The organism is Streptomyces cacaoi (assembly GCF_006539165.1).
Classification (GTDB): Bacteria; Actinomycetota; Actinomycetes; order Streptomycetales; family Streptomycetaceae; genus Streptomyces; species Streptomyces cacaoi.
In genome coordinates this window covers 13,874-36,370 of sequence record NZ_BJMM01000036.1, presented here as the reverse complement: position 1 = coordinate 36,370, position 22,497 = coordinate 13,874, and the positions used below count along the sequence as shown (strand labels likewise).

Annotated in this window: 21 protein-coding genes and 1 pseudogene; 12 read left to right on the top strand and 10 right to left on the bottom strand. The window is 73.0% G+C overall.

Features of this window, described 5'->3' with window-relative positions:
- Window positions 1-79: 79 nt before the first annotated feature.
- The gene (locus SCA03_RS26230; protein WP_230988921.1) at window positions 80-694 is read left to right on the top strand and encodes a PadR family transcriptional regulator; all 615 of its coding nucleotides are present in this window, start codon (window positions 80-82) and stop codon (window positions 692-694) included.
- 47 nt (window positions 695-741) lie between these two features.
- Here SCA03_RS26230 and SCA03_RS26225 read toward each other — a convergent pair.
- A pseudogene (locus tag SCA03_RS26225) lies at window positions 742-1,125 on the bottom strand (flavin reductase family protein); the annotation flags it as partial.
- Between the two features lie 221 nt (window positions 1,126-1,346).
- On the opposite strand from SCA03_RS26225, the gene SCA03_RS26220 reads away from it, so the two are divergent.
- The 4 genes from SCA03_RS26220 (at window position 1,347) to SCA03_RS26205 (ending at window position 7,043) form a co-directional block, all read left to right on the top strand.
- Window positions 1,347-2,963 (top strand): FadD3 family acyl-CoA ligase, encoded by a 1,617-nt coding sequence (locus SCA03_RS26220; protein WP_086815001.1) that lies wholly within the window; start codon window positions 1,347-1,349, stop codon window positions 2,961-2,963.
- A gap of 128 nt (window positions 2,964-3,091) precedes the next feature.
- Window positions 3,092-3,994, top strand: coding sequence for a VOC family protein (locus tag SCA03_RS26215; protein ID WP_086815002.1), 903 nt, complete (start codon window positions 3,092-3,094; stop codon window positions 3,992-3,994).
- A gap of 9 nt (window positions 3,995-4,003) precedes the next feature.
- Window positions 4,004-5,737 (top strand): FAD-dependent oxidoreductase, encoded by a 1,734-nt coding sequence (locus SCA03_RS26210; RefSeq protein ID WP_086815003.1) that lies wholly within the window; start codon window positions 4,004-4,006, stop codon window positions 5,735-5,737.
- 436 nt (window positions 5,738-6,173) lie between these two features.
- A complete protein-coding gene (locus SCA03_RS26205; protein WP_078873866.1) occupies window positions 6,174-7,043 on the top strand; it encodes a proline iminopeptidase-family hydrolase in 870 nt (289 codons plus the stop codon).
- A 41-nt stretch (window positions 7,044-7,084) separates the two neighbouring features.
- Here the strand turns inward: SCA03_RS26205 and SCA03_RS26200 are convergent, their stop codons facing one another.
- Window positions 7,085-8,065, bottom strand: a complete 981-nt coding sequence (locus SCA03_RS26200) for a helix-turn-helix transcriptional regulator (protein WP_030887697.1) — start codon at window positions 8,063-8,065, stop codon at window positions 7,085-7,087.
- Between the two features lie 96 nt (window positions 8,066-8,161).
- Between SCA03_RS26200 and SCA03_RS26195 the strand changes: the two genes are divergently transcribed.
- Window positions 8,162-8,527 carry a VOC family protein gene (locus SCA03_RS26195; RefSeq protein WP_086815004.1) on the top strand — a complete coding sequence of 122 codons (366 nt, stop codon included), beginning with the start codon at window positions 8,162-8,164 and terminating at the stop codon, window positions 8,525-8,527.
- Between the two features lie 280 nt (window positions 8,528-8,807).
- Here SCA03_RS26195 and SCA03_RS26190 read toward each other — a convergent pair whose 3' ends face one another.
- The 4 genes from SCA03_RS26190 to SCA03_RS26175 are packed head-to-tail and all read right to left on the bottom strand — an operon-like array spanning window position 8,808 to window position 12,956.
- Entirely contained in the window at window positions 8,808-9,887 is a 1,080-nt protein-coding gene (locus SCA03_RS26190; protein ID WP_086815005.1) for an acyl-CoA dehydrogenase family protein, read from the bottom strand.
- A complete protein-coding gene (locus tag SCA03_RS26185; RefSeq protein ID WP_086815006.1) occupies window positions 9,884-10,915 on the bottom strand; it encodes an acyl-CoA dehydrogenase family protein in 1,032 nt (343 codons plus the stop codon). Before SCA03_RS26185 ends, SCA03_RS26190 begins: the two co-directional genes overlap by 4 nt.
- Window positions 10,915-12,093, bottom strand: coding sequence for an acyl-CoA dehydrogenase family protein (locus SCA03_RS26180; RefSeq protein WP_030888601.1), 1,179 nt, complete (start codon window positions 12,091-12,093; stop codon window positions 10,915-10,917). Before SCA03_RS26180 ends, SCA03_RS26185 begins: the two co-directional genes overlap by 1 nt.
- Window positions 12,093-12,956: an enoyl-CoA hydratase gene (locus SCA03_RS26175; RefSeq protein ID WP_086815007.1), complete on the bottom strand. Its 864-nt coding sequence runs from the start codon at window positions 12,954-12,956 to the stop codon at window positions 12,093-12,095. Before SCA03_RS26175 ends, SCA03_RS26180 begins: the two co-directional genes overlap by 1 nt.
- Window positions 12,957-13,054: 98 nt before the next feature.
- Between SCA03_RS26175 and SCA03_RS26170 the strand changes: the two genes are divergently transcribed.
- The 4 genes from SCA03_RS26170 (at window position 13,055) to SCA03_RS26155 (ending at window position 16,890) form a co-directional block, all read left to right on the top strand.
- A complete protein-coding gene (locus SCA03_RS26170) occupies window positions 13,055-14,221 on the top strand; it encodes an acyl-CoA dehydrogenase family protein (RefSeq protein WP_030887711.1) in 1,167 nt (388 codons plus the stop codon).
- Complete coding sequence (locus SCA03_RS26165) at window positions 14,218-15,006, top strand: SDR family oxidoreductase (protein ID WP_086815008.1); 789 nt, start codon at window positions 14,218-14,220, stop codon at window positions 15,004-15,006. The genes SCA03_RS26170 and SCA03_RS26165 overlap by 4 nt, the downstream gene beginning before the upstream one ends.
- 55 nt (window positions 15,007-15,061) lie before the next feature.
- On the top strand, window positions 15,062-15,649 hold the full coding sequence (locus SCA03_RS26160; RefSeq protein ID WP_030887717.1) for a TetR/AcrR family transcriptional regulator: 588 nt from the start codon (window positions 15,062-15,064) through the stop codon (window positions 15,647-15,649).
- A gap of 83 nt (window positions 15,650-15,732) precedes the next feature.
- Window positions 15,733-16,890: an acetyl-CoA C-acetyltransferase gene (locus tag SCA03_RS26155; protein ID WP_086815009.1), complete on the top strand. Its 1,158-nt coding sequence runs from the start codon at window positions 15,733-15,735 to the stop codon at window positions 16,888-16,890.
- A gap of 64 nt (window positions 16,891-16,954) precedes the next feature.
- Here the strand turns inward: SCA03_RS26155 and SCA03_RS26150 are convergent, their stop codons facing one another.
- Genes SCA03_RS26150 through SCA03_RS26135 form a run of 4 tightly spaced genes read right to left on the bottom strand, consistent with a single transcriptional unit; the run spans window position 16,955 to window position 20,461 of the window.
- Window positions 16,955-18,022 (bottom strand): NAD(P)H-dependent flavin oxidoreductase, encoded by a 1,068-nt coding sequence (locus SCA03_RS26150; protein WP_086815011.1) that lies wholly within the window; start codon window positions 18,020-18,022, stop codon window positions 16,955-16,957.
- Window positions 18,023-18,033: 11 nt separating this feature from the next.
- A complete protein-coding gene (locus SCA03_RS26145) occupies window positions 18,034-18,804 on the bottom strand; it encodes a CoA-transferase subunit beta (protein ID WP_030887725.1) in 771 nt (256 codons plus the stop codon).
- Window positions 18,801-19,649 (bottom strand): CoA transferase subunit A, encoded by an 849-nt coding sequence (locus SCA03_RS26140; RefSeq protein ID WP_086815012.1) that lies wholly within the window; start codon window positions 19,647-19,649, stop codon window positions 18,801-18,803. The genes SCA03_RS26145 and SCA03_RS26140 overlap by 4 nt, the downstream gene beginning before the upstream one ends.
- Before the next feature lie 47 nt (window positions 19,650-19,696).
- A complete protein-coding gene (locus tag SCA03_RS26135; protein WP_086815010.1) occupies window positions 19,697-20,461 on the bottom strand; it encodes an enoyl-CoA hydratase family protein in 765 nt (254 codons plus the stop codon).
- 75 nt (window positions 20,462-20,536) lie between these two features.
- Here SCA03_RS26135 and SCA03_RS26130 point away from each other — a divergent pair, with 75 nt between their 5' ends.
- Both SCA03_RS26130 and SCA03_RS26125 read left to right on the top strand, forming a co-directional pair.
- Complete coding sequence (locus SCA03_RS26130; protein WP_086815013.1) at window positions 20,537-21,421, top strand: SDR family oxidoreductase; 885 nt, start codon at window positions 20,537-20,539, stop codon at window positions 21,419-21,421.
- Window positions 21,418-22,329 (top strand): SDR family oxidoreductase, encoded by a 912-nt coding sequence (locus SCA03_RS26125; protein ID WP_030888621.1) that lies wholly within the window; start codon window positions 21,418-21,420, stop codon window positions 22,327-22,329. The genes SCA03_RS26130 and SCA03_RS26125 overlap by 4 nt, the downstream gene beginning before the upstream one ends.
- Window positions 22,330-22,497: the final 168 nt, after the last annotated feature.

The window sequence follows — 22,497 nt, the reverse complement described above, 5'->3', positions numbered from 1 at the left end:
GGCACGCACGGGTGAGGACAAGAGATCGGCACGCACGACGCGGGGAGCGAAGGGGGCCGGACAGGGCAGCGACCGGCCGCTGCCGCCGACGAGCTGGGCGGTGCTCGGCCTGCTCTCCTTCGAGCGTGAACTCTCCGGCTACGACCTGAAGAAGTGGGCCGACTGGTCGGTCGGCTTCTTCTACTGGACGCCGTCCTTCAGTCAGATCTACGGCGAACTGAAGCGGCTGGAGGGCGCCGGGTACGTCAGCTCGCGCACCGTCCCGCAGGTCAGCGGCAACCGGGACAAGCGCGTCTACGCGATCACCGACGAGGGCCGTGCCGCCGTACGGGAATGGGCACGCGGCGCCGCCGTCGAACCGCCCGTCCTCAAGCACGGGGTGATGCTCCGCATCTGGCTCGGACACCTGCTGGAGGAGGGCCAGGCGCAGGACGTGCTGCGCGAACACCAGGCGTACGCCGAGCGGATGCGCGACCGGGCGCTCGCCGACGCGGAGGGCGCGGAGGGCGAGCCGTCCTGGGCCTATCCGCAGCTCGTCCTCCGCTGGGCGGGCCGCTACTACGAGGCGGAGCGCAGGCTCGCCGAGGAGATGCTGGCCGACCTGGCCGAACTGGCCGATTCCGCCGAAGCTCCCCGGCCCTCTCCCGGCCCGGACGCCTCCGGTGCCGCCGGGGCCGGGCCCAAGGCCCCGTAGTTCCGGCGGAAGTAGAGCAGTGGACCCGCCTCGCGCGGCCCGGTCAGCGCGGTGACCCGGCCGATCGCGATGGTGTGGTCGCCGCCGGGCAGCTCCGTCTCCAGATCGCACTCGACGCCGGCCAGCGCACCTTCCAGCACCGGCGCACCGTTGCCGCCCGGGCGCCAGAGCACGCCGGCGAACTTGTCCGTGCCGCTGGCCGCGAAACGTGCGGACAGCTCCCGCTGGTCCTCGGCCAGGATGCTGACGGCGAACCGGCCCGCGTCCCTGATCCGTGGCCAGCTGCTCGAACTGCGGGCGGGCGCGAAGCAGATGAGGGGCGGATCGAGGGAGAGCGAGGCGAAGGTCTGCACGGCCATGCCCGCGGGCCGTGGATCGGAGTCGCAGCCGGGCGCGGTGATCACCGCGATACCGGTGCAGAAGGAGCTCATCACCTGTTTCAGCAGGCCCGGGTCGGGGCGGCGGTCGTGGGCCGGTGATGTGTTCACGGGCGGGGAGGGCTGTGTCGCACTCATCGGGACACTCTCTTCCGGGACAGGGGACTGCCTGCTAGAAGTATTTCTAATCGAAATACTCGATGTCCGGGATTGAAAGCCCGCCCTCGCCACGGCGTCAACCCCCCTCTCCCGCACGGTGAACCGGAGGTCCCGCCATGTCCGTACCCGTCCGCCCGGCCACACTCGCGGACCTCACGGCCGCCGCGGCCCACGCCTTCCCCGGCCGCACGGCGCTGACCGACCACGAGGTGAGCTGGACCTTCGACGCACTGCGCACCGAAGTCGAACGCAGCACCAGGGCCGCCCTCGCGCACGGCCTGCGCGCCGGCGACCGGGTCGCCCTCTGGGCGCCGAACAGCCGGCACTGGATCACCGCGGCCCTCGGCGCCGTCGCCGCCGGCGCCGTGCTCGTCCCCCTCAACACCCGCTACAAGCCCGCCGAGGCCGCCGCCGTCCTGCGCCGCTCCCGGGCCCGATTCCTCTTCACCGTCGGCGAGTTCCTCGGCACCGACTACGCCAAGGCCCTCACCGCCTCCGGCGCACACCTGCCGGACCTGGAGCTGACCGTCACCCTCCCCACCGACGAGGACCCCGAGGGCGACCCCGCCCACCGGTACGCCGACTACCTGGCCGCCGCCGAGCACGTCACCGGCCGCAGCAGGGCACAGCGGGCCGCCGCCCTCACCCCCGACGACCTCAGCGACACCCTCTACACCTCGGGAACCACCGGCAGTCCCAAGGGAGTCGAGATCACGCACGGCCAGACGCTGCGGGTCTTCACCGCCTGGGCCGAGACCGTCGGCCTGCGCGAAGGCGACCGCTATCTGCTGGTCAACCCCTTCTTCCACACCTTCGGCTACAAGGCCGGCGTCCTCGCCTGCCTGCTGACCGGCGCCACCATGCTCCCCGAGGCCGTCTACGACGCCGGACGAACCCTGCGCCGCGTCGCCCGGGACGGCATCACCGTCCTGATGGGGCCGCCCACCGTCTTCCACACCCTCCTCCAGCACCCCGCACGCGCCGCGGGGGACTTCGCCTCGCTGCGGCTGGCCGGGCTCGGCGCCGCCGACATCCCCGTCGAGCTGATCCACCGCATCCGCGACGAGCTGGGCATCGCCGACGTCTTCACCGCGTACGGACTGAGCGAATCCACCGGCGTCGCCACCATCTGCCCCACCACCGCCGACGCCGCGACCATCGCCCACACCGTCGGACTCCCGCTGCCCGGCACCGAGTTGCGCATCGCCGTACCCGGCCGGGACCCGGCCCGGGAGCCCGCGGCACCCGGGGAACCCGGCGAGATCCAGGTGCGCGGCTACCACGTCATGCGCGGCTACGTCGACGACCCGGAGGCCACCGCGGCGGCCGTCGACCCCGACGGCTGGCTGCACACCGGCGACATCGGCCGGCTCGACGCACACGGACACCTCACCGTCACCGACCGGCTGAAGGACATGTACATCGTCGGCGGGTTCAACGCGTATCCCACCGAGATCGAACACGTGCTGGCCGGCCACGAGGCCGTACAGGACGTCGCCGTCGTCGGCGTACCCGACCAGCGGCTCGGCGAGGTCGGCGCGGCCTACGTCGTCGTCCGCGAGGGCACCGACCGCGCCGCGTTCCCCGCCGAACTGACCGCCTGGGCCCGCGAACGCCTCGCCAACTACAAGCTGCCGCGCACCGTCACGGTGCTCGACGCCCTGCCGCGCAACGCCTCCGGCAAGGTCCGCAAGACCGAACTGCGCGGCACGGCACCGCGGCCCGTCCCCTGAGCGGCCCGAGACACCCGGCGGACGGGCTCCCACCCAGCGGGAGACGCCATCCGCCGCCGGCCCGGCGCGCGCATAGCGTCACAGGCGCCGGCACCACCGTCCCGTCCGTGCGACCGAGAGGAACCCCGGTGAGAAGCGAACTGCATGCCCTGGGCACGGTCCGGATCCAGGTGAGCGACATCGACGCGTGGCGGACCTTCGCCCTCGACGTGATCGGTTTCGCTGAAGGAACCGGCCCCGACCCCGACTCCCTCCATCTGCGGATGGACGAGAGGCCCCACCGCCTCCAACTCGTCCCCGGCGACAGCGACAAGGTGCTCGCCGTCGGCTGGGAGGTACGCGACCACCTCGCCCTGCGGCGGGTACGCGCCGCCCTAGAGACGGCCGGCGCCCCGGTCAAGGACCTGGACGAGGCCGCCTGCACGGCGCGCGGCGTCGAGGCCGGCCTCAGCTGCACCGACCCCGGCGGCACCCCGCTGGAGATCTTCTGCGGCCCCGCCCTCGACCACTCGCCGCTCGTCACCCCGTTCGGCGCCCGCTTCGTCACCGAAGGGCTCGGCCTCGGCCATGTCGTCGTGCCGGTGCACGACAGCGAGGCCACCTACGCCTTCTACACCGACGTGCTCGGCTTCCTGCCCCGGGGCCGGATGCGGGTGCCCGCCCCGCCCTCGGCCGGCGGCCCGCTCACCGTGCGCTTCCTGAGCACCTGCCGCAGGCACCACACCCTCGCGCTGATGGGCGTTCCCGCGACCCAGCCGCCCGGACTCGTGCACATCATGGTCGAGATGGCCACCCTGGACGACGTCGGCCGGACCCTGGACCGGGTGGCCGCCCACCGCGTCCCGCTCTCCTCGACGCTCGGCCGGCACACCAACGACAAGATGGTCTCCTTCTACGTCCGCACGCCCGGCGGCTGGGACCTGGAGGTCGGCTGCGACGGGCTGCTCGTGGACGAATCCGCGTACACCGCCGAGGAGATCACCGCGGACAGCTACTGGGGCCACGACTGGTCCGTCGGACAGCGGAGCTGAGGGGCCCCGATGGACACACAGGAAACAGGAGAGGCAGCGGACGCACGGGGTGCGCGGGGCGCACAGGTTCACAGGACACCCGAGGCGGTCTACGACATCGTCGTGGCCGGCTCCGGCGCCGCCGGCCTCGCCGCGGCCGTCACCGCGCGGCTGCGCGGACTGAGCGTCCTCGTGGTGGAGAAGACCGGCGCGTACGGCGGCACCACCGCCCTGTCCGGCGGCGCGATCTGGGTCCCCGACAGCTTCCACCTCGCGGACGCCGGCGTCGGCGACAGCCGCGAGACCGCCCGCGCCTATCTGCGGGCCACCGTCGGCGACCGGGTACCGGCCGACCGGCAGGAGGCGTATCTGGAGCACGCGCCGCGCATGGTGCGGGAGTTCCACGACCGCACCGCCGTCCGCTTCGTCCACACCGACGGCTACAGCGACTACTACCCCGAGCTGCCCGGCGGGCTCGTGCGCGGCCGGTCCATGGAACCCGAGGTCTTCGACCTGCGCCGGCTCCCCGCCCGGCTGCGCGCCGGACTGCGCCGCGCCCATCTGCCCTCCTACGGGCTCACCATCACCTCCTACGACTTCCGCTACCTCAACATGGTGACCCGCACCTGGGCGGGCCGGCGCACCTCCGTCAAGGTCGGGCTGCGCGCCGTCCGCGACCGGCTCGCCGGCCGGCGGCCCGTCGCCCTCGGCGAGGCGCTCATCGCCCGGCTGCGCTACTCGCTGGCGAAGCTCCAGGGCGACCTGTGGCTGAACGCCCCCGTCACCGAGCTGCTGACCGGCGACGACGGGCGGGTCACCGGCGTACGGATCCGGCACGAGGGGACACCGCGCACCGTCCGGGCCCGGCTCGGCGTCGTCCTCGCCTCCGGCGGCTTCGCCAAGAACGCCGCACTGCGCGACCGGCATCTGCCCGCGCCCACCTCCGTCGAGTGGAGCTCGGCGCCCGAGGGCCAGGACGGCGACGCACTCCAGGCGGGGCTCGGGCTCGGCGCCGCCACCGATCTGCTGGAGAAGGTGTGGGGCGCACCGTCCGTCGTCGCACCCGGCGCCGAGGCGCCGTTCTTCCTCGTCGCCGAGCGGGGCACCCCGAACATGATCGTCGTCGACGGCGCCGGCGACCGGTACGTCAACGAGGCCGCGCCCTACCACGAGTTCGTCGAGGCCATGTACGCCCACCGGGACAAGACCGGCGCCGAGACGGCACCCTCCTGGCTGATCCTCGACGCCCGGGCCCGCGCCCGCTACGTGTTCATGGGCCTCTTCCCCGGACAGCGGTTCCCGAAGGAGATGCTGGACAGCGGCTTCGTCCGCACGGCCCGGACGATCGACGAACTGGCCCGGAAGCTGGAGATCGACCCGCGGCGGCTGGCCGACACCGTCGAACGCTTCAACTCCTTCGCCAGGAACGGCAAGGACGAGGACTTCGGCCGCGGCGACAGCGCCTACGACAACTACTACGGCGACCCCACCCTGCCCAACCCCAACCTCGGCGAACTGACCTCGGCGCCCTATTACGCCATCCCCGTCCACCCCGGCGACCTCGGCACCAAGGGCGGACTCGTCACCGACGCGCACGCCCGTGTCCTGCGCACGGACGGCGATCCCGTACCCGGGCTCTACGCCACCGGCAACGCCTCCGCCGCCGTCATGGGGGAGACCTACCCGGGGCCCGGCGCGACCATCGGCCCCGCCATGGCCTTCTCCTACATAGCGGTGGAACACATGGCCACCACCGGCCTTTGAGCCTCGCCCCTTCTCCCCGCGGCCCCTCGTCGAGCCGGCACCCGACGAGGGGCCGCGGCCCTTCTTCTCCCGGTCTCCTCCCCGTCGCTCGCGCAGCGGCATTTCCGACGGGCTCCCAGCAGCGCGGCGCTTCCCCGGCACCAACCGCCGATTTTCCACCCGGAATTGCTCTCCCGTATCCGCCGCCCCCCTGCTGACCTGCGGGTTTTCCAAACCGACCGGTCAACTGCCGGAAGCGCCAAACCAAGTCAAGACTTATCTTCCCGGGTGTTCTTTCCTACGTTTGAGGCGACCAAGTCGGCCCCGGAAGGAAATGCGGTATGCACAAGAACATCGGTGAGACGGCAACACGGTGCCCGCGGCGCCTGGAAGCGTGCGACTTCGACGGAGAACTCATCGACCGCATGGAGGAGTACGCCTACGAGGTGGGGCAGGCATGAGGGAAGGCAGAATTCCCGTACCCGGGGGCGAGGTGTGGTACCGCAGAACGGGAAGCGGCGGCCCGCCGCTGCTGCTCGTCCACGGCGGACCGGGTTATCCGAGCGACCCGCTGTTCGACGCCTTCGCGCCGCTCGCCGAGGAACGCGAGGTCGTCTGGTACGACCAGTTGGGCGTGGGGCGTTCGGATCCGGTCGACGACATCTCGCTGCTGACGGTGGACCGCTTCCTCGACGAACTCGGCGCGGTGTGCGAGGAACTCGGCCTGGACCGCCCGCACGTCTACGGCCACTCCTGGGGAGCGATGCTCGGCCTCCAGTACGCCGCCGAGCGTGCCCCGGAATGGACCAGCCTGATCTGCGCCAACGGCCTGGCGAGCGTGCCCCGGTTCGAGCGGGAGGTCCGGGCCCTGATGGCACGGCTGCCGGGCGATGTACTCGACCGCACCTTGGGCCGTGAGCTGAGAGGCGAGACGGACGACCCCGATTACCCGATGGCCCGGGAGGAATTCATGCGCGCCTGCGTACTGCGTACCTCTTCCGTGACCCTGGATCCGGAACTCATGAGCCCGACGACTTTCCGGACGTTGATCGGGCACGCGGACTACCACGTGACCGGCGCCCTCAAGGACTGGGACATCTTCGGTGAACTCCACCGGATACAGATCCCGACCCTCGTCCTCGGCGGCGAATTCGACGAATGCGTCCCCGCACATCTCGCCGACATCGCCGCACGCATTCCGGACGCCGAACATGTGACACAACCCGGCGCCGCCCACATGGGATATCTGGAGCAGGAACCCCTCCGTGGAGCTTATGTCGCCCTGATCCGGAAGCACATGGCACGCGTCGAATCCCGCGTGCGCTGATCCGGCGCACCGGTCGGCGGCGAGTGCGGTGCAGGCCGCGTTCAGGACGCGGCCGGGCACGTTGCCGCGGTTGAGTGCCTGTCAGCCAGATCCCTGGCGAGCTGACTGATGCGTGCGCGGGCCGTCTCGGGGGCGAGCACCTCGATGTGGTCGCCGAACTGAAGAAGCTGACGCACCGACTCGATGTCGGGGTAGCGCACGACGACGACGCACGAGCCTTCTTCCGCGTCGGAGACATGGTGGATGCGGGTGCCGAGGATGCGCCGCGCCAGATCGAGACCCTTTTCCGGCAGACGGATGGTCACGCTCACGCGATCCTGCTCCTCAGTGCGCCTCTTCAACACGGCCCATCTGGTGCGGAGGGTTTCGCCGGGTCGGAGCACGGCAGGTGCATCCAGCTGTTCGAAGGCCGACAGTCGTTCCAGGGCGAGTAGCCGGCTGTCGCCCTGGTCATCGGCGACGAGATACCAGCGACCTGATTTCGCCACGATCCCGTACGGGTCGACCACCCGTGCCGAGGCCCGGCTCTCCGCGCTGCGCCGGTACAGGACGCGAAGGCGTCGCCGGTGTCGCAGGGCCGAGGCCAGATCCGATACTTCGACCGCTGTCTCGGGGGCGGCGAACCACGCGGTGCTGTCGACAAGTACAAGGTCAGCCAGCCGCAGCGGGCTCGGCGACTCGGGTGCTGCGGCCTGGCGGGCGGCGATCTTGCGCTCGGCCGACTCCCACACCGCGGTCAGGCCCATGCGCTCACGTAGTGCGCTGTCCAAGCCGGTCACGGAGAGGGCCTCCAGTTCCGGTGGTTCCAGATGGGATGTGCTGAGCCGTGCGCTGGGGAGCAGGACGATCCCGCCGTTCCGCCCACGTTCGGCATAGACGGGCACGCCCGCTGCCGACAGCGCCTCGACGTCCCGCAGCACAGTCCGCCGGGACACCTCAAGACGCGCGGCGAGCTCCGTGGTGGTGAGCCGCTGACGGGTCTGAAGGAGCAGCAGGAGATGCAGGAGTCTTGAAGCCTTCACGCTGATCCATGTTCTCAGAAAAGGTGACAGGTTCTGTCGCGATGGGGCGATCCACTGGGTGCTGGACCGAGACATCCACGAGTTGAGGAGCACTCCATGCCCGCACCGAACCTGTTCCTGATCGGCGTCCGCGACGCCGAGGCCGCCACCGCCTTCTACCGCGACCTGTTCGAGATCGAGCCGACCTTCACCAGTCCCCACTACGTGGCCTTCGAAGCTGCCCCCGGTGTCCTGTTCGCCCTGTGGACGGGCTACGGCGAGCACGCGGTCCCGAGCCTCCCTCGTACGACAGAGATCGGACTCATGGTGCCGGGGCCGTCGCAGGCGATCGACGAGATCTTCGCGAGGTGGACCTCGAAGGGGGTCCACGTCGTGCAGGAGCCGCATGATGCTGTCTTCGGCCGCACGTTCGTGATCACGGACCCTGACGGCAACCTCATCCGAGTCTCCCCGTTCGACTGACCTGCGCTCCCCCTCCGCACATCTCCGAGCTGAAGGGCCGGCCACACACCATGGCCGGCCTTTCAGCCTGTCTGTGAGCTCAGATGTCGCATCGGAACGCGGCCCTCACCCCGCGCCACCGGCTGGAAGTCACGGAAAAGCGCCCGTCGCCCCGTTTCTCGATCCGGATCCGAGACCTCAGTTGGACTGGTACCTCCGTGAAGTGAAGCTGGATGCGGATACGCGGCGCGCGCGTATCCGGTACGGAGTCTGCACGATCGGACCCCGTCGGCACCGCCCGTCAGGAGCCGGGTGTGAGGCCGAGGGCGGTGCTGACGCGGGTGCGGTGGTGGGTTGGGGAGCCGAAGAGGAGGGAGGAGCCGTGGGCGCGTTTGAAGTAGCGGTGTGCGTCGTGTTCCCAGGTGATGCCGATGCCGCCGTGCAGCTGGATCATCTCGGCCGCCACGGCGGACAGCGCCTCGGAGCACACCGACTTGGCTCCGGCCGCGCACCGGGTGTATCCGGGTGCGTCCTCGTCGGCGGCGAACGCCGCGCCGAGGGCGGCGGAGCGTGCCGATTCCACCAGGACGTAGGCGTCGGCGAGCCGGTGTTTGACGGCCTGGAACGAGCCGATGGGGCGGCCGAACTGGACGCGGTCCCTGGCGTGCGCGAGCGTGATCTCCAGACAGCGTTCGGCCGCGCCGGTCTGTTCGGCGGCGAGTGCGGTGCAGGCCGCGTCCAGGACGTGGCCGAGCACGCGTTCCCCGTCGCCGTCGGTGCCGAGGAGCCGGCCCTCGGCGCCGTCCAGCACGATCCGGGCGAGGGGCCGGGTGGTGTCCATCGGGACCTCGGCCGTGCGGTGCAGTCCGGCCGTGCCGGGCTCGACCTGGAACAGCGCGAGCCCGGCGGGGGTGCGGGCCGCCACCAGCAGCACCTCGGCGTCGGCGCCGTCCAGCACATGGGTCTTCGTCCCGGTGAGCCGCCAGGTGCCGGCCGGGCTTCCGCGGGTGGCCTCGGTGCGGACGGCGGAGGGTTCCCAGGAGCCGGCCTCGGCCCAGGCCAGTGTGCCGATCGTGCGGCCCTCCGCCAGTCCGGGCAGCAGCCGGGCGCAGGCGGACTCGTCGCCGGAGGCGAGCAGGGCGCGCACGGTCAGCACCGCCGAGCCCAGATACGGCACCGGGCTCAGCTCGCGGCCCAACTCCTCCATGACGACGTGGACTTCGCGTGCGCCGCAGCCCGCGCCGCCGTACCGTTCGGGGACGGCCAGCCCGGCCGCACCGATCTGCTCCGTCAGCGGCTGCCAGGCCGCCGCTCCCCGGTGCCGGGTGAGCATCGCCCGTACGGCGCCGCGCAGTTCTTCCTGCTCGTCCGTCAGCCTCATCGGGCCGCGCTCCTCTCCGACGGGGCCGGGGCGGGTCTCAGGACGCGGGCGCGGCAGTCGGCCGGGGTGCCCCAGGCGGTGCGCAGGCAGCGGGCCTTGCGGATCCACAGCGAGAGGTCGAGTTCCTCGGTGTAGCCGACGGCGCCGTGGATCCGGAGGGCGGCGCGTGCGGCGGTGCAGGCGGCCTCGCACGCGGAGACCTTCGCGGCGGCGACGGCGCGCTCCGCCTCGGCCGGGTCGCCGGGCAGCGCGAGAGCGGCGGCGTACAGCAGCGGCTCGGCGAACTCCAGCGCGACGAGGGTGTCGGCCAGCCGGTGTTTGACGGCCTGGAACGAGCCGATGGCCACGCCGAACTGGGTGCGCTGCCGGGCGTGTGCGACGGTCGCCTCCAGCAGTGCCCGGCCCAGCCCGAGCGCCTGTGCCGCGGTGGCCAGCGCGGCGGTGCGCGCGGCGTGCCCGGCGGCGGCGACGACGGCGGGGCCCTGCGCGAGGACGGTGCCGGGGCCGGGGCGGGCGAGCCGCCGCGCCGAGTCGGCGGAGGGCTGGACGGGCCCGGCGGACTCCGCGCGGTGCAGCGCGTCGTCGTCCAGCACGAACACCGCGTCGGCCGTGTCGGCGTCCAGCGCGTAGGGGCTGTCCGCGGTGCGGCACAGGGTGGCGGCGGTCTTGCCGGAGGCGATGCCGGGCAGCCAGACGCCGGGGGCCTCGGCGTGCTCGTCGGCGGCGCCGAGCCGGTCGAGCAGCGCGGCGGCCGCGACGGTCTCCACCAGCGGTCCGGGCACCGCGTGCCGGCCCAACGCGACGAAGGAGACGACGAGTTCGGCCGGGAGCGGGCCGAATCCGCCGTGGCGTTCGGGCACGGCGAGGCCGAACACGCCCGCTTCGGCGAGCCGGGTCCACAGCGCGCGCCCCGGCGCGGGGTCCCCGGCGGCCCAGGCGCGGACGACGGCGGGGGTGCCGGCGGCCGTGAGCATGCCGTCCAGTGCGGCGGCGAACTGCCGCTGCTCGTCGTCCAGTCGGAAGTGCATCAGCGGCGCCCCTTCGGCAGGCCGAGCAGCCGCTCGGCGATGATGTCGCGCTGGATCTCGTTGGTTCCGGCGTAGATCGGTCCGGCGAGGGCGAAGGTGTGGCCCTCGGCCCAGGCGCCGTGCGCGGGGGCCTCGTCCGCCGCGTCGGAGAGTTCGCCGAGGGGGCCGAGCAGGTCGAGCGCGGTCTCGTGCAGGGCGATGTCGAGTTCGGACCAGAAGACCTTGTTGAGGCTGGACGCCGCGGTGCCGCCGGATGCGCCGGTGGCGCTCGCATAGCCGAACAGCTGGTAGGCGCGGGCGCCGATGACGGCGTCGGCGACCCGGTCGCGCAGGGCCGTGTCCGAGGGGGTCCCGGCGTCCCCGGCGCCGGCCCGCGCGTGCCACAGCGCGGCGAGGCGTCCGGCGGCCGCGGTGAACCGGCCCGGGCTGCGCAGGGTGAGGCCGCGCTCGTTGCCCGCGGTGCTCATGGCGACGCGCCAGCCCTGTCCGGGTTCGCCGATGACGTCCTCGTCGGGCACGAAGACGCCGTCCAGGAACAGTTCGGCGAAGGCGGGTTTGCCGTCGAGGCGGCCGATGGGGCGCACGGTGACGCCCTCGGCGTCCAGCGGGAACATCAGATAGGTGAGCCCGCGGTGCGGCCGGTCGGCGTCCGGGTGGCTGCGGAAGAGGCCGAAGGCCCGGTCGGCGAACGCGGCCCGGGACGACCAGGTCTTCTGTCCGCTGAGCAGCCAGCCGCCGTCGGTGCGCACGGCGGTCGAGCGCAGCGACGCCAGATCGGATCCGGCCTCGGGCTCGGACCACGCCTGGGCCCAGACGACGGAGCCGTCGGCCATCGGGGGCAGCACACGGGCGCGCTGTTCCTCCGTGCCGTGCTCGAACAGGGTGGGCGCGAGGAGGTTGATGCCGTTCTGGCCGACCCGGCCGGGCGCCCCGGCCGCGTAGTACTCCTCCTCGAAGATCAGCCATTCCAGCAGTGAGCAGTCCCGGCCGCCGTACCGCGCCGGCCAGGAGACCACCGACCAGCGGCCGTCGGCCAGGGTGCGCTCCCACTCGCGGTGCGCGGCGAAGCCCTCGGCGGTCTCCAGGGACGGCAGCGGGGCCGCGGGCACATGGGCGCGCAGCCAGTCGCGTGCCTCGGCCCGGAAGGCGTCCTGGCCGGCGGTGAAGTCGAGATCCATCAGGACCCGGCCTCCTTCATGGCGCGGATGTTCATCCCGCCGAGGGAGTCCGTCTCGGTCTCGGCGTTGTGCGCGTGGGCGAGGTGGTGCAGCCCGAACGCTGCATCCATGCCGCTGTGCAGGCCCTGGAGGTCCTCGGCCTGGTTGACCGCGCGCTTGGTCAGCGCCAGGCCCATGCGCGGCATGTGGGCGACGCGCTCGGCCAACTCGGCGGTGCGTTCGGGGAGTTCGGCGCGGGGAACCACGCGGTTGACCATGCCGACCTCGTAGGCGCGGCGGGCGCCCATCCGCTCCCCGGTGAAGAGGAACTCCTTGGCGATCCGGGGCGGCATCGCCCACGGGTGGGCGAAGTACTCGACGCCGGGGATGCCCATGCGGACCACCGGGTCGGCGAAGAACGCGTCCTCGGAGGCGACGATCAGATCGCAGACCCAGGCGAGCATCAGCCCGCCGGCCACGCAGGCGCCCTGCACCGAGGCGATGAGCGGCTTGGGCAGCTCCCGCCAGCGCCGGCACATGCCCAGATAGACCTCGGACTCGCGGGCGAACCGGCTCTCCGCGCCCTCTTTGTCGGAGTGGTCCCACCACAGCCCGGCCTTCCGGTCGAAGGGCAGGTGCGCGTCGCGTTCGGGGGTGCCGATGTCGTGTCCGGCGGAGAAGTGTTTCCCGGCGCCGGCGAGCACGACGACCTTGACCTCGTCGTCGTCCGCCGCGCGGTAGAAGGCCCGGTCGAGGGCGTAGGTCATCGCGGAGTTCTGGGCGTTGCGGTAGTCGGGGCGGTTCATGGTGACGGTCGCGATCGCGCCCTGGCGCCGGTAGCGGACGGGCCCGTCGTCCGGGGCGTCCTCGTGTGGAGTGGACATCCGCGGCTCCTTCCCTAACAAGTGTTTGGTAGATTAACGTACGGGTTCCCACCCGTCGAGAGCCGTCGAACGCCTCATCACAGCCGCCGGAGCCGCCCATGAGCAGCGTCGAGGAGTTCCGCACCGAGATCCGCGACTGGCTGCGGACCCAACTCACCGGACCGTTCGCGGACCTGCGCGGCCGCGGCGGCCCCGGCCGGGAGCACGAGGCGTTCGCCGAACGCCTCGCCTGGGAACGGCACATGGCCGCCGCGGGCTGGACCTGCGTCGGCTGGCCGAAGGAACACGGCGGCCGCGGAGCGAGCCTGGAGGAGCAGGTCGCCTTCCACGAGGAGTACGCGCTCGCCGACGGCCCCGCCCGCGTCAACCACCTCGGCGAGCAGCTCCTCGGCCCCACCCTCATCGCCCACGGCACCCCCGCGCAGCGCGAGCGGTTCCTGCCGCGCATCGTCGCCGTCGACGAACTCTGGTGCCAGGGCTACTCCGAACCCGACGCCGGCTCCGACCTCGCCAACGTACGCACCCGCGCCGAACGGGACGGCGACGACTGGGTGGTGAACGGCCAGAAGATCTGGACCTCGCTCGCCCACGAGTCCGACTGGTGCTTCGTCCTCGCCCGCACCGAACCCGGCTCCACCCGGCACCGGGGCCTGTCCTATCTGCTGGTCCCGCTCGACCAGCCCGGCGTGGAGATCCGCCCCATCACCCAGCTCACCGGCACCCACGAGTTCAACGAGGTCTTCTTCACCGACGCACGCACCCCTCTCGCGCACACCGTCGGGGCGCCCGGCGAGGGCTGGCGGATCGCCATGGCCACCCTGGGCTTCGAACGCGGCGTGTCCACGCTCGGCCAACAGGTCGGGTTCCGCCGCGAGTTGGAGTCCCTCATCGAGCTGGCCAGGACGAACGGCGCCGCCCGGGACCCGCTGCTGCGCGACCGGCTCGCCCGGGCCTGGACCGGCCTGGAGACCATCCGGTTCAACGCGCTGCGCATGCTCGACGGCGTCGCGGCCGGCGCGCCGGGGCCCGAGGCGTCCATCGGGAAGATCTTCTGGGCCACCTGGCACCGCGAACTCGGCGAACTCGCCATGGAGGTGTGCGGCGCCGACGGCATGCTCACCGCCGGAGCCCCCTACGAACTCGACGCCTGGCAGCGGCTCTACCTCTTCTCCCGCTCCGACACCCTCTACGCCGGCTCGAACGAGATCCAGCGCAACATCATCGCCGAGCGGGTGCTCGGCCTGCCCAAGGAGACCCGCGCATGACCAGCACACCGCCGCCGTATCCCCCGGGCCACGGGCTGCTCACCGGCCGCACCGCCGTCGTCACGGCGGCGGCCGGCGCCGGTATCGGCGGCGCCACCGCGCGGCGCCTGCTGGAGGAGGGCGCCCGGGTGCTGCTGTCCGACACGCACACCCGCAGGCTCACGGAGTCCGAGGAGCGGCTCGCCGAGGAGTTCGGCACCGACCGGGTCGCAGCCCGGCCCTGCGACGTGACCGACGAGGCCCAGCTGACGGCCCTGTTCGACCGGGCGGAGGAGCTGCACGGCGGGCTCGACGTCGTCGTCAACAACGCCGGCCTCGGCGGCACCGCCGACCTGGTCGACATGACCGACGCCCAGTGGGACCGGGTGCTGGACGTCACCCTGGGCGGCACCTTCCGCGGCACCCGGGCCGCGCTGCGCCGGATGAAGGCGGCCGGCCGGGGAGGCGTCGTCGTCAACAACGCCTCCGTGGTCGGCTGGCGCGCCCAGCGCGGCCAGGCGCACTACGCCGCCGCCAAGGCCGGGGTGATGGCGCTGACCCGGTGCGCCGGTGTGGAGGCCGCCGAGTACGGGGTGCGGGTCAACGCCGTCGCGCCCAGCCTCGCCATGCATCCGCACCTGGCTAAAGTCACCACCCCCGAACTGCTCGCCGAACTCACCGAACGCGAGGCGTTCGGCCGGTACGCGGAGCCCTGGGAGGTCGCGAACGTCATCGTCTTCCTGGCCAGCGGCTACTCCTCGTACATGACCGGCGAGGTCGTCTCCGTCAGCAGCCAGCACCCATGAGCGGGGGCGGCCGGCCGGCGGCGGGCGGGGGTGCCACGGCAGCGGGAGGCGCGGTATGAGGCAGACTCCCGCGCGCCGGGCGGAACTTCTGGCCACGGCGGCCGAGGTGTTCGCCGAGCAGGGCTACAACGCCACCACGGTCCGCGAGATCGCCGACGCGGCGGGGCTGCTCGCCGGCAGCCTCTACTACCACTTCGACTCCAAGGAGTCGATGCTGGACGAGATCCTCGCCACGTTCCTGGGCGAACTGTGGGCCCGCTACGAGGCCGTGCTCGCCGCCGGGCTCGGGCCCCGGGCCACCCTTGAGGCCCTCGTCACCGAATCCTTCCGGGAGATCGACCGGCACCGCGCCGCCGTCGCGATCTACCAGAAGGAGTCCAAGTACCTCGCCGTCCAGCCCCGGTTCGGGTATCTCGACGACTCCCGGTCGCGGTTCGAGACGGCGTGGCTGACCACCCTGGAGCGCGGAGTGGCCACCGGGGCCTTCCGCGCCGATCTCGACGTACGGCTCACCTACCGCTTCGTGCGCGACACCGTGTGGGTCGCCGCCTCCTGGTACCGGCCGGGTGGACGGCACAGCCCCGAGGAGATCGCCCGCCAGTACCTGTCGATGGTGCTGGAGGGCATCGCCGTCCGCGAGTGAGCCGTGTCCGCACCGACGGGGCCTGCCGGGCCTCCGCGCACGCACCGATCCCATCCCGCAACCCAGCCGAGGAGCAGCAAGCTATGGCCGAGGTCTACATCGTCGAAGCCGTGCGTACCCCCGTCGGCAAGCGGGGCGGCGGCCTGTCCGCCGTGCACCCCGCCGACCTGGGCGCGCACGTACTGAAAGCCCTGATGGAGCGCTCGGGCGCCGACCCGGCCGCCGTCGAGGACGTGGTGTTCGGCTGCCTGGACACCGTCGGCCCGCAGGCCGGGGACATCGCCCGCACCAGCTGGCTGGCCGCCGGGCTGCCGGAGGAGGTGCCCGGCGTCACGGTGGACCGCCAGTGCGGATCCTCCCAGCAGGCCGCGCACTTCGCGGCCCAGGCGGTGCTGTCCGGCACCAGCGACCTGGTCGTCGCCGGCGGGACGCAGAACATGTCGATGATCCCGATCGCCTTCGCCAGCCGGAAGGCCGCCGAGCCCCTCGGGCTGACCGAGGGGCCCTACGCCGGCTCGGAGGGCTGGCGCGCCCGCTACGGCGACCGCCCCGTCAACCAGTTCCACGGCGCCGAACTCATCGCCCACCAGTGGGGCATCACCAGGCAGGACATGGAGGAGTTCGCGCTGCGCTCCCACCAGCGGGCCGTGCGCGCCGCCGACGAGGGCCGGTTCGACCGCGAGCTGGCGCCGTACGGCGAGGTGACCGCCGACGAGGGGCCCCGCCGGGACACCTCGCTGGAGAAGATGGCGGAGCTGAAGCCGGTGGTCGACGGCGGCCGGCTCACCGCCGCCGTCTCCTCGCAGGTCTCCGACGGCGCCTCGGCGATGCTGCTCGCCTCCGAACGCGCCGTCCAGGAGCACGGGTTGACGCCGCGGGCCCGCGTCCACCATCTGTCGGTGCGCGGCGAGGACCCGATCCGGATGCTGACCGCGCCCATCCCGGCCACCGCGTACGCGCTGAAGAAGGCCGGGATGACGCTGGACGACATCGACCTGGTCGAGATCAACGAGGCGTTCGCCTCCGTCGTCCTCGCCTGGCTGAAGGAGACCGGCGCCGACCCCGCCAAGGTCAACGTCAACGGCGGCGCCATCGCGCTCGGCCACCCCCTCGGCGCGACCGGCACCCGGCTCATGACCACCCTGCTGCACGAACTGGAGCGCACCGGCGGCCGGTTCGGCCTCCAGACCATGTGCGAGGGCGGCGGCCAGGCCAACGTCACCATCCTCGAACGGCTCTGACCCGCGAGGGCCCCGGCCCGGCGACACCGGACCGGGGCCCAACTCCCGCACAGCGCGGGCGGGTTCAGCCGTCCGCCCCCTGCGCCACCGGCCCCGGCAGCCCCCGCAGGACCTCCTGCGCCCGCGTCATCACCCGCTCCACCAGCTCGGCGCACGAGGGGAGATCGTCGATCACCCCGGCGACCTGGCCCGAGGCCATCACACCCCGGTCGGTACGGCCGTCCACCATCGACGCCTTCAGCATCATCGGGGTGTTGGCGGCCAGCAGCACCTGGCTCCAGCTCAGCTCCTTGCCGTGCCGCATCCGGGCGCCGTCCCGCACCAGCTGCGGCCACGACATCCCGGAGTCCTTCTTGAACGCGGCGGCGTGCCGCAGCGCCCGCGCCAGCGCGGCGGCCCGGCCCGAGCGGTCCAGCGCGTCGACCAGCTCGGTGCGCAGCATCCGGTGCGGCAGCCCGTCCACGGCCGTCGTCACGGTGACGTCCTTGACCTCCGCCGCCAGATAGCGGGCCTTGACCGCGTCCGGCACCGTGCTGTCCGACGTGAGCAGGAAACGCGTCCCCATGGCGATCCCGGCGGCGCCGTAGGCCAGTGCGGCCACCAGGCCCCGCCCGTCGTGGAAACCGCCCGCCGCGATCACCGGGATGTCCACGGCGTCCACGACCTGCGGCAGCAGCACCGTCGTGGCGACGCTGCCGGTGTGCCCGCCGCCCTCGCCGCCCTGCACCACCACCGCGTCCGCGCCCCAGGCCGCGACCTTCTCCGCGTGCCGCCGCGCCCCGATGGACGGGATGACGACCACCCCGGCGTCCTTCAGCCGCGCGATCAGCTCCCGGGAGGGCGCCAGCGCGAACGAGGCCACCCGGACGCCCTCCTCGATGATGATCCGCACCCGCTCCGCCGCGTCCCCGGCGTCCGCCCGCAGATTGACGCCGAACGGCGCGTCCGTACGGGACCTCACCTCGCGCACGGCCGCGCGCAGCCGCTCCGTCGTCATCGTCGCGGACGCCAGGACGCCCAGCGCACCGGCCTCGGCGACGGCCGAGACCAGCCGCGGCCCGGCCACCCAGCCCATGCCGGTCTGCACGATCGGATGGCGCACCCCGGTCAGCGCGGTGAGCGCCGTCGGCACCACGGCGCCGCTCACGCGGGCACCTCGCGCTCCCGCAGCCCCTTCGGGTCGATGACCTCGCGGATGAGCCGCAGCTCCTCGGCCGAGGGCTCCCGGGTGCGCGGCACCTCGTCGGGGACGGCCAGCTCGAACCCGGTGGCCTCGCGCACCTCCGCCAGGAGGACGCCGGGGTGCAGCGACCGCAGCCGCATGGTACGCGCCGGCGTCTCGAAGTCGAACACCCCCAGATCGCTGACCACTTCGGGGATCCGGTGGAAGCGGCGCGCGGACGGTGCGGCCTCGGCGGCCCGGTCGTAGCCCACACCGGAGACCATGTCGACCCGCTCGACGAACACCCGCTTCGAGTGCCGCGGCACCCAGTAACTGGTCGGATTGTTCAGCGTGTTGACCGGTGCGCCGCGCACCCCGAGGAGCTGCCGGTCGGGCCGGGCCCAGTCGCCGATGCAGGAGATGTTCTGGTTGCCGTGCCGGTCGAGCTGGCTGGCGCCCATCATCACGTGCCGCCGCCCGCCGGCCACCATCGCCAGATGCTTGCGGTAGGGCAGCCAGCCCTCCACCACCCGGCCCGCGGCGCCGACGGCCGGCACATCGCCGAGGAGCAGCGCCTCGCCGTCCGTCAGCAGCAGATCGGGGGAGAAGGTCAGCCGGGCCAGCCGCGCCCCGATCGTGGGGACGGTGCCCATGGGGCTGGCCAGCACCTCGCCGGCGCCCCGCCATGCCTCGGCGCAGGCCACCACGCAGTACTCGGCGCGCGTGGCCGCCGCCGTGCCCGTGCTGCTCATGCTTCCTCCTCGTGGAAGGCCGCGACGGCGGCCTGATACGCGTCCTCGTCGCCGGACAGGAACCGTTCGGTGAACTCCCGCCATGCCTCGGGGTCGGCCGCCGCCTTCGCGTAGGCGCGCTGGAAGACCTCGTCGCGGTCGTAGTCCGGCACACAGGAGGTGAAGTGCGCACCCCGCGGGGCCTCGACGACGCCGTCCACGAACGCCCGGGAGACCAGCAGCGTCTGCGGCGCCCCGCCGTCCAGCAGCTCCGCGCCGTCCACGAGCTGCTCGCAGGAGACGTACGCGGCGTCCGCCGCCTCGCAGAACAGGTCGTCGAAGTACGGGTCGGGGCCCAGATAGCGGCCGTTGCCCCGGCGGTCGGCGCGGTTGACGTGGACGAGCGCGGCGTCCAGCCGCAGCGCCGGCACCGCGACCAGTTCCTCCCCGTCCTCGTAGGGCGAAGTGACCGTGCGCAGCCCGGGGTTGACCCGCATCACGTCCGAGGCGAGCCCCGCACGGATCGGCATGAACGGCAGCCGGTGCGCGGCGGCAGTCAGCCCCCACATGAACATCGCCTCGTCCAGCTCGGTCAGCTCCAGCGCGCCGCGCTGCCGCGCCGCACGGAAGTGGGGCTCCAGCGGAATGGAGTCGAGCGTGGCGAACGCGGTCACCAGCTTGCGTATCCGCCCGGCGGCGGCCAGCAGCCCGACGTCCGGGCCGCCGTACGAGACGACGGTCAGATCCGTGACGTCCGAGCGCAGCAACTCCCGTACCAGCGCCATCGGTTTGCGCCGCGAGCCCCAGCCCCCGATGCCGAGCGTCATCCCGCTCTCCAGCCGGGCGACGACGTCCCGCGCGGACATCACCTTGTCCGCCCCGGCGTGGGCCCCGGTGCCGTTCTCGGTGTCGTTCAACGCTGCTCCTCGGTCGCTGTGCTGCCGGACAGGAAGGCGTCCCGGTGCCGGTCCGCGATGCCGGCCAGGTTCGCCTCGAAGGTGAAGCCCTGCTCGTAGCGGTAGCTGCGGCGGACGTCCACCGGGTCGATGCCGTTGAGCGCCGCCTTGGCCAGACGCAGCAGACGGCCGTCCTTGGCGGCGATCTCCCGGGCCAACTCCAGTGCTGCCTGGGTGAGTTGCTCGCGGGGGACCACCTGCCACACGGAGCCGTGCCGGTGCAGTTCCGCCGCGGTCACGGTGCGCGAGGTGTAGTAGAGGGTGCGCATCAGGTGCTGCGGCACCAGCCGGGCGAGGTGGGTGGCCGCGCCGAGCGCGCCCCGGTCCAGCTCGGGCAGCCCGAAGGTGGCGTCCTCGGCGGCGACGATCGCGTCCGCGTTGCCCACCAGCCCGATGCCGCCGCCCAGGCAGAAGCCGTGCACGGCGGCGACCACCGGCACCTCGCACTCGTAGACGGCCGCGAACGCCTCGAAGCAGCCGCGGTTGGCGCCGATCAGCGCCTCGTGCCCGGCCGTGCGCTGCATCTCCTTGATGTCGACGCCCGCGTTGAAGCCGCGCCCGGCCGCGGTGAGCACCACGCACCGCACCTCGCTCCGGGCGCCGGCGGTGCGGACGGCGGTGGCCAGGTCGTACCAGTCCCGCACGGTGAGGGCGTTCACCGGTGGTGAGTCCACCGTGACGACGGCGACGCCTTTTTCCGGGACAGAGGTGGAGACACCCATGAGCAGATCAGCTACCTTTCCACCAAACGTTTGTTAGGCACGGTAGCAGCGGACGGCCCGCTGCGGGAGGTGGACGTGGCAGCGAGCACTGATCTGTCGGGGAACGTCGCCGTCGTCACCGGCGGCACCCGGGGCGTCGGCGCGGGCATCACCCGCGCCCTGCTGCACGCCGGTGCGCAGGTGGTGGCCTGCGCCCGGCGGCCCCCGGAGGAGCCACTCGAAGCGGCCGGCCGCACCGCGCGCTTCCTGCCCGTCGACCTGCGGGACACGGAGGCGGTCCACGCGCTCTTCGCGCGCATCCGCAGGGAACACGGGCGGCTGGACGTCCTGGTGAACAACGCCGGGGGCACGCCCTTCCGGCAGCTGGCCGAGGGCGGCGCCGCCCGGCACGCGCGGGTGGTCGAACTCAACCTCCTCGCACCGCTGACGGCCTCGCTCGCCGCCTACGAGGTGATGCGGCACCAGAAGTCGGGCGGGGCCGTCGTGATGGTCGGCAGCGTCAGCGGCACCCGGCCCTCACCGGGCACCGCCGCCTACGGCGCCGCCAAGGCCGGCCTGGAGAACCTCGCCCGGACCATGGCCGTCGAGTGGGCACCCCGGATCCGGGTCAACACCCTGGTCCTGGGCATGGTGCGCACCGAACTGTCGCACCTGCACTACGGCGACGAGGACGGGGTGGCCGCCGTCGGCCGCACGGTGCCGCTCGGCCGGCTCGCCGAACCCGAGGAGATCGGCGACGCCTGCGTCTTCCTCGCCTCCGCACGGGCCGCCTACATCAGCGGCGCGAGCCTGTACGTGCACGGCGGCGGCGAACGCCCCGCCTTCCTCGACGCCGCCACCGTCAACAACCCGTCCGACGCGCCACCGCCCGCCGCGCGCCCCCACGGACGGGACGGCGCCCCCGACGAGCCCGCGGGCGCGGACACTTCACGCACCTCACGAAGGGGAGACCACTCATGACCGGACTGTGCACCGGACGCGTCGCCGTCGTCACCGGAGCGGGCCGCGGACTCGGCCGGGCGCACGCGCTCGCCCTCGCCGCCGAGGGCGCCCGGGTCGTCGTCAACGACCTCGGCGTCGGACCGGACGGCGACGGCGGCTCGACGGGCCCCGCCCAGCAGGTCGTCGAGGAGATCCGCGCACGCGGCGGCGAAGCCGTCGCACACGGCGGCGACATCGCCTCGGCCGAGGGCGCGGCCTCCCTGGTCGCCACGGCGCTGGACACCTTCGGACGGCTGGACACGCTCGTCAACAACGCCGGATTCCTGCGCGACCGCATGCTCGTCAACCTCACCGAGGACGACTGGGACGCCGTCGTCCGCGTCCACCTCCGCGGCCACTTCCTGCCGCTGCGGCACGCCGCCGCGCACTGGCGTGCCGAGGCCAAGGCCGGCCGCGAGCCCGTGGCGCGGGTGGTCAACACCAGCTCCGGCGCGGGGCTGTCGGGCAGCGTCGGGCAGGCCGGCTACTCGGCCGCCAAGGCCGGGATCCTGGGCCTGACCCTGGTCGCTGCGGCCGAACTCGGCCGCTACGGCGTCCAGATCAACGCCATCGCCCCCGCCGCCCGCACCCGGATGACGGAAGAGACCTTCGCCGAGACGATGGCCGCCCCCGAGGACGGCGGCTTCGACGCGATGGCGCCGGAGAACGTCTCCCCGCTCGTCGTCTGGCTCTCCTCCGCCTCCTGCGCCGGGGTGACGGGCCGCGTCTTCGAGGCCGAGGCCGGACGCATCACCGTGATGGAAGGCTGGCGCCCCGGCCCCACGGCCCGCAAGGAGGCCCGCTGGACCCCGACCGAGGCGGGCGAGGCCGCGCTCGGCCTGCTCGCCGAGGCGGGGACACCGCAGCCGGTGTACGGGGCACGCTGAGTCGCTGGGGCGCTGTGCCTTTCGGGCCGTGGGGCTGCCGGGTCTCCGGGGTGCCGGGCCGTCGGGCCACCGGGCCGCCGGGGTGCCGCGCCGCCGGGCCGCCGGAGTGCCGCGCCGCCGCGCCGCCGGGTCTCCGGGATGTCGGGCCGTCGGGCTGCTGGGCCACCG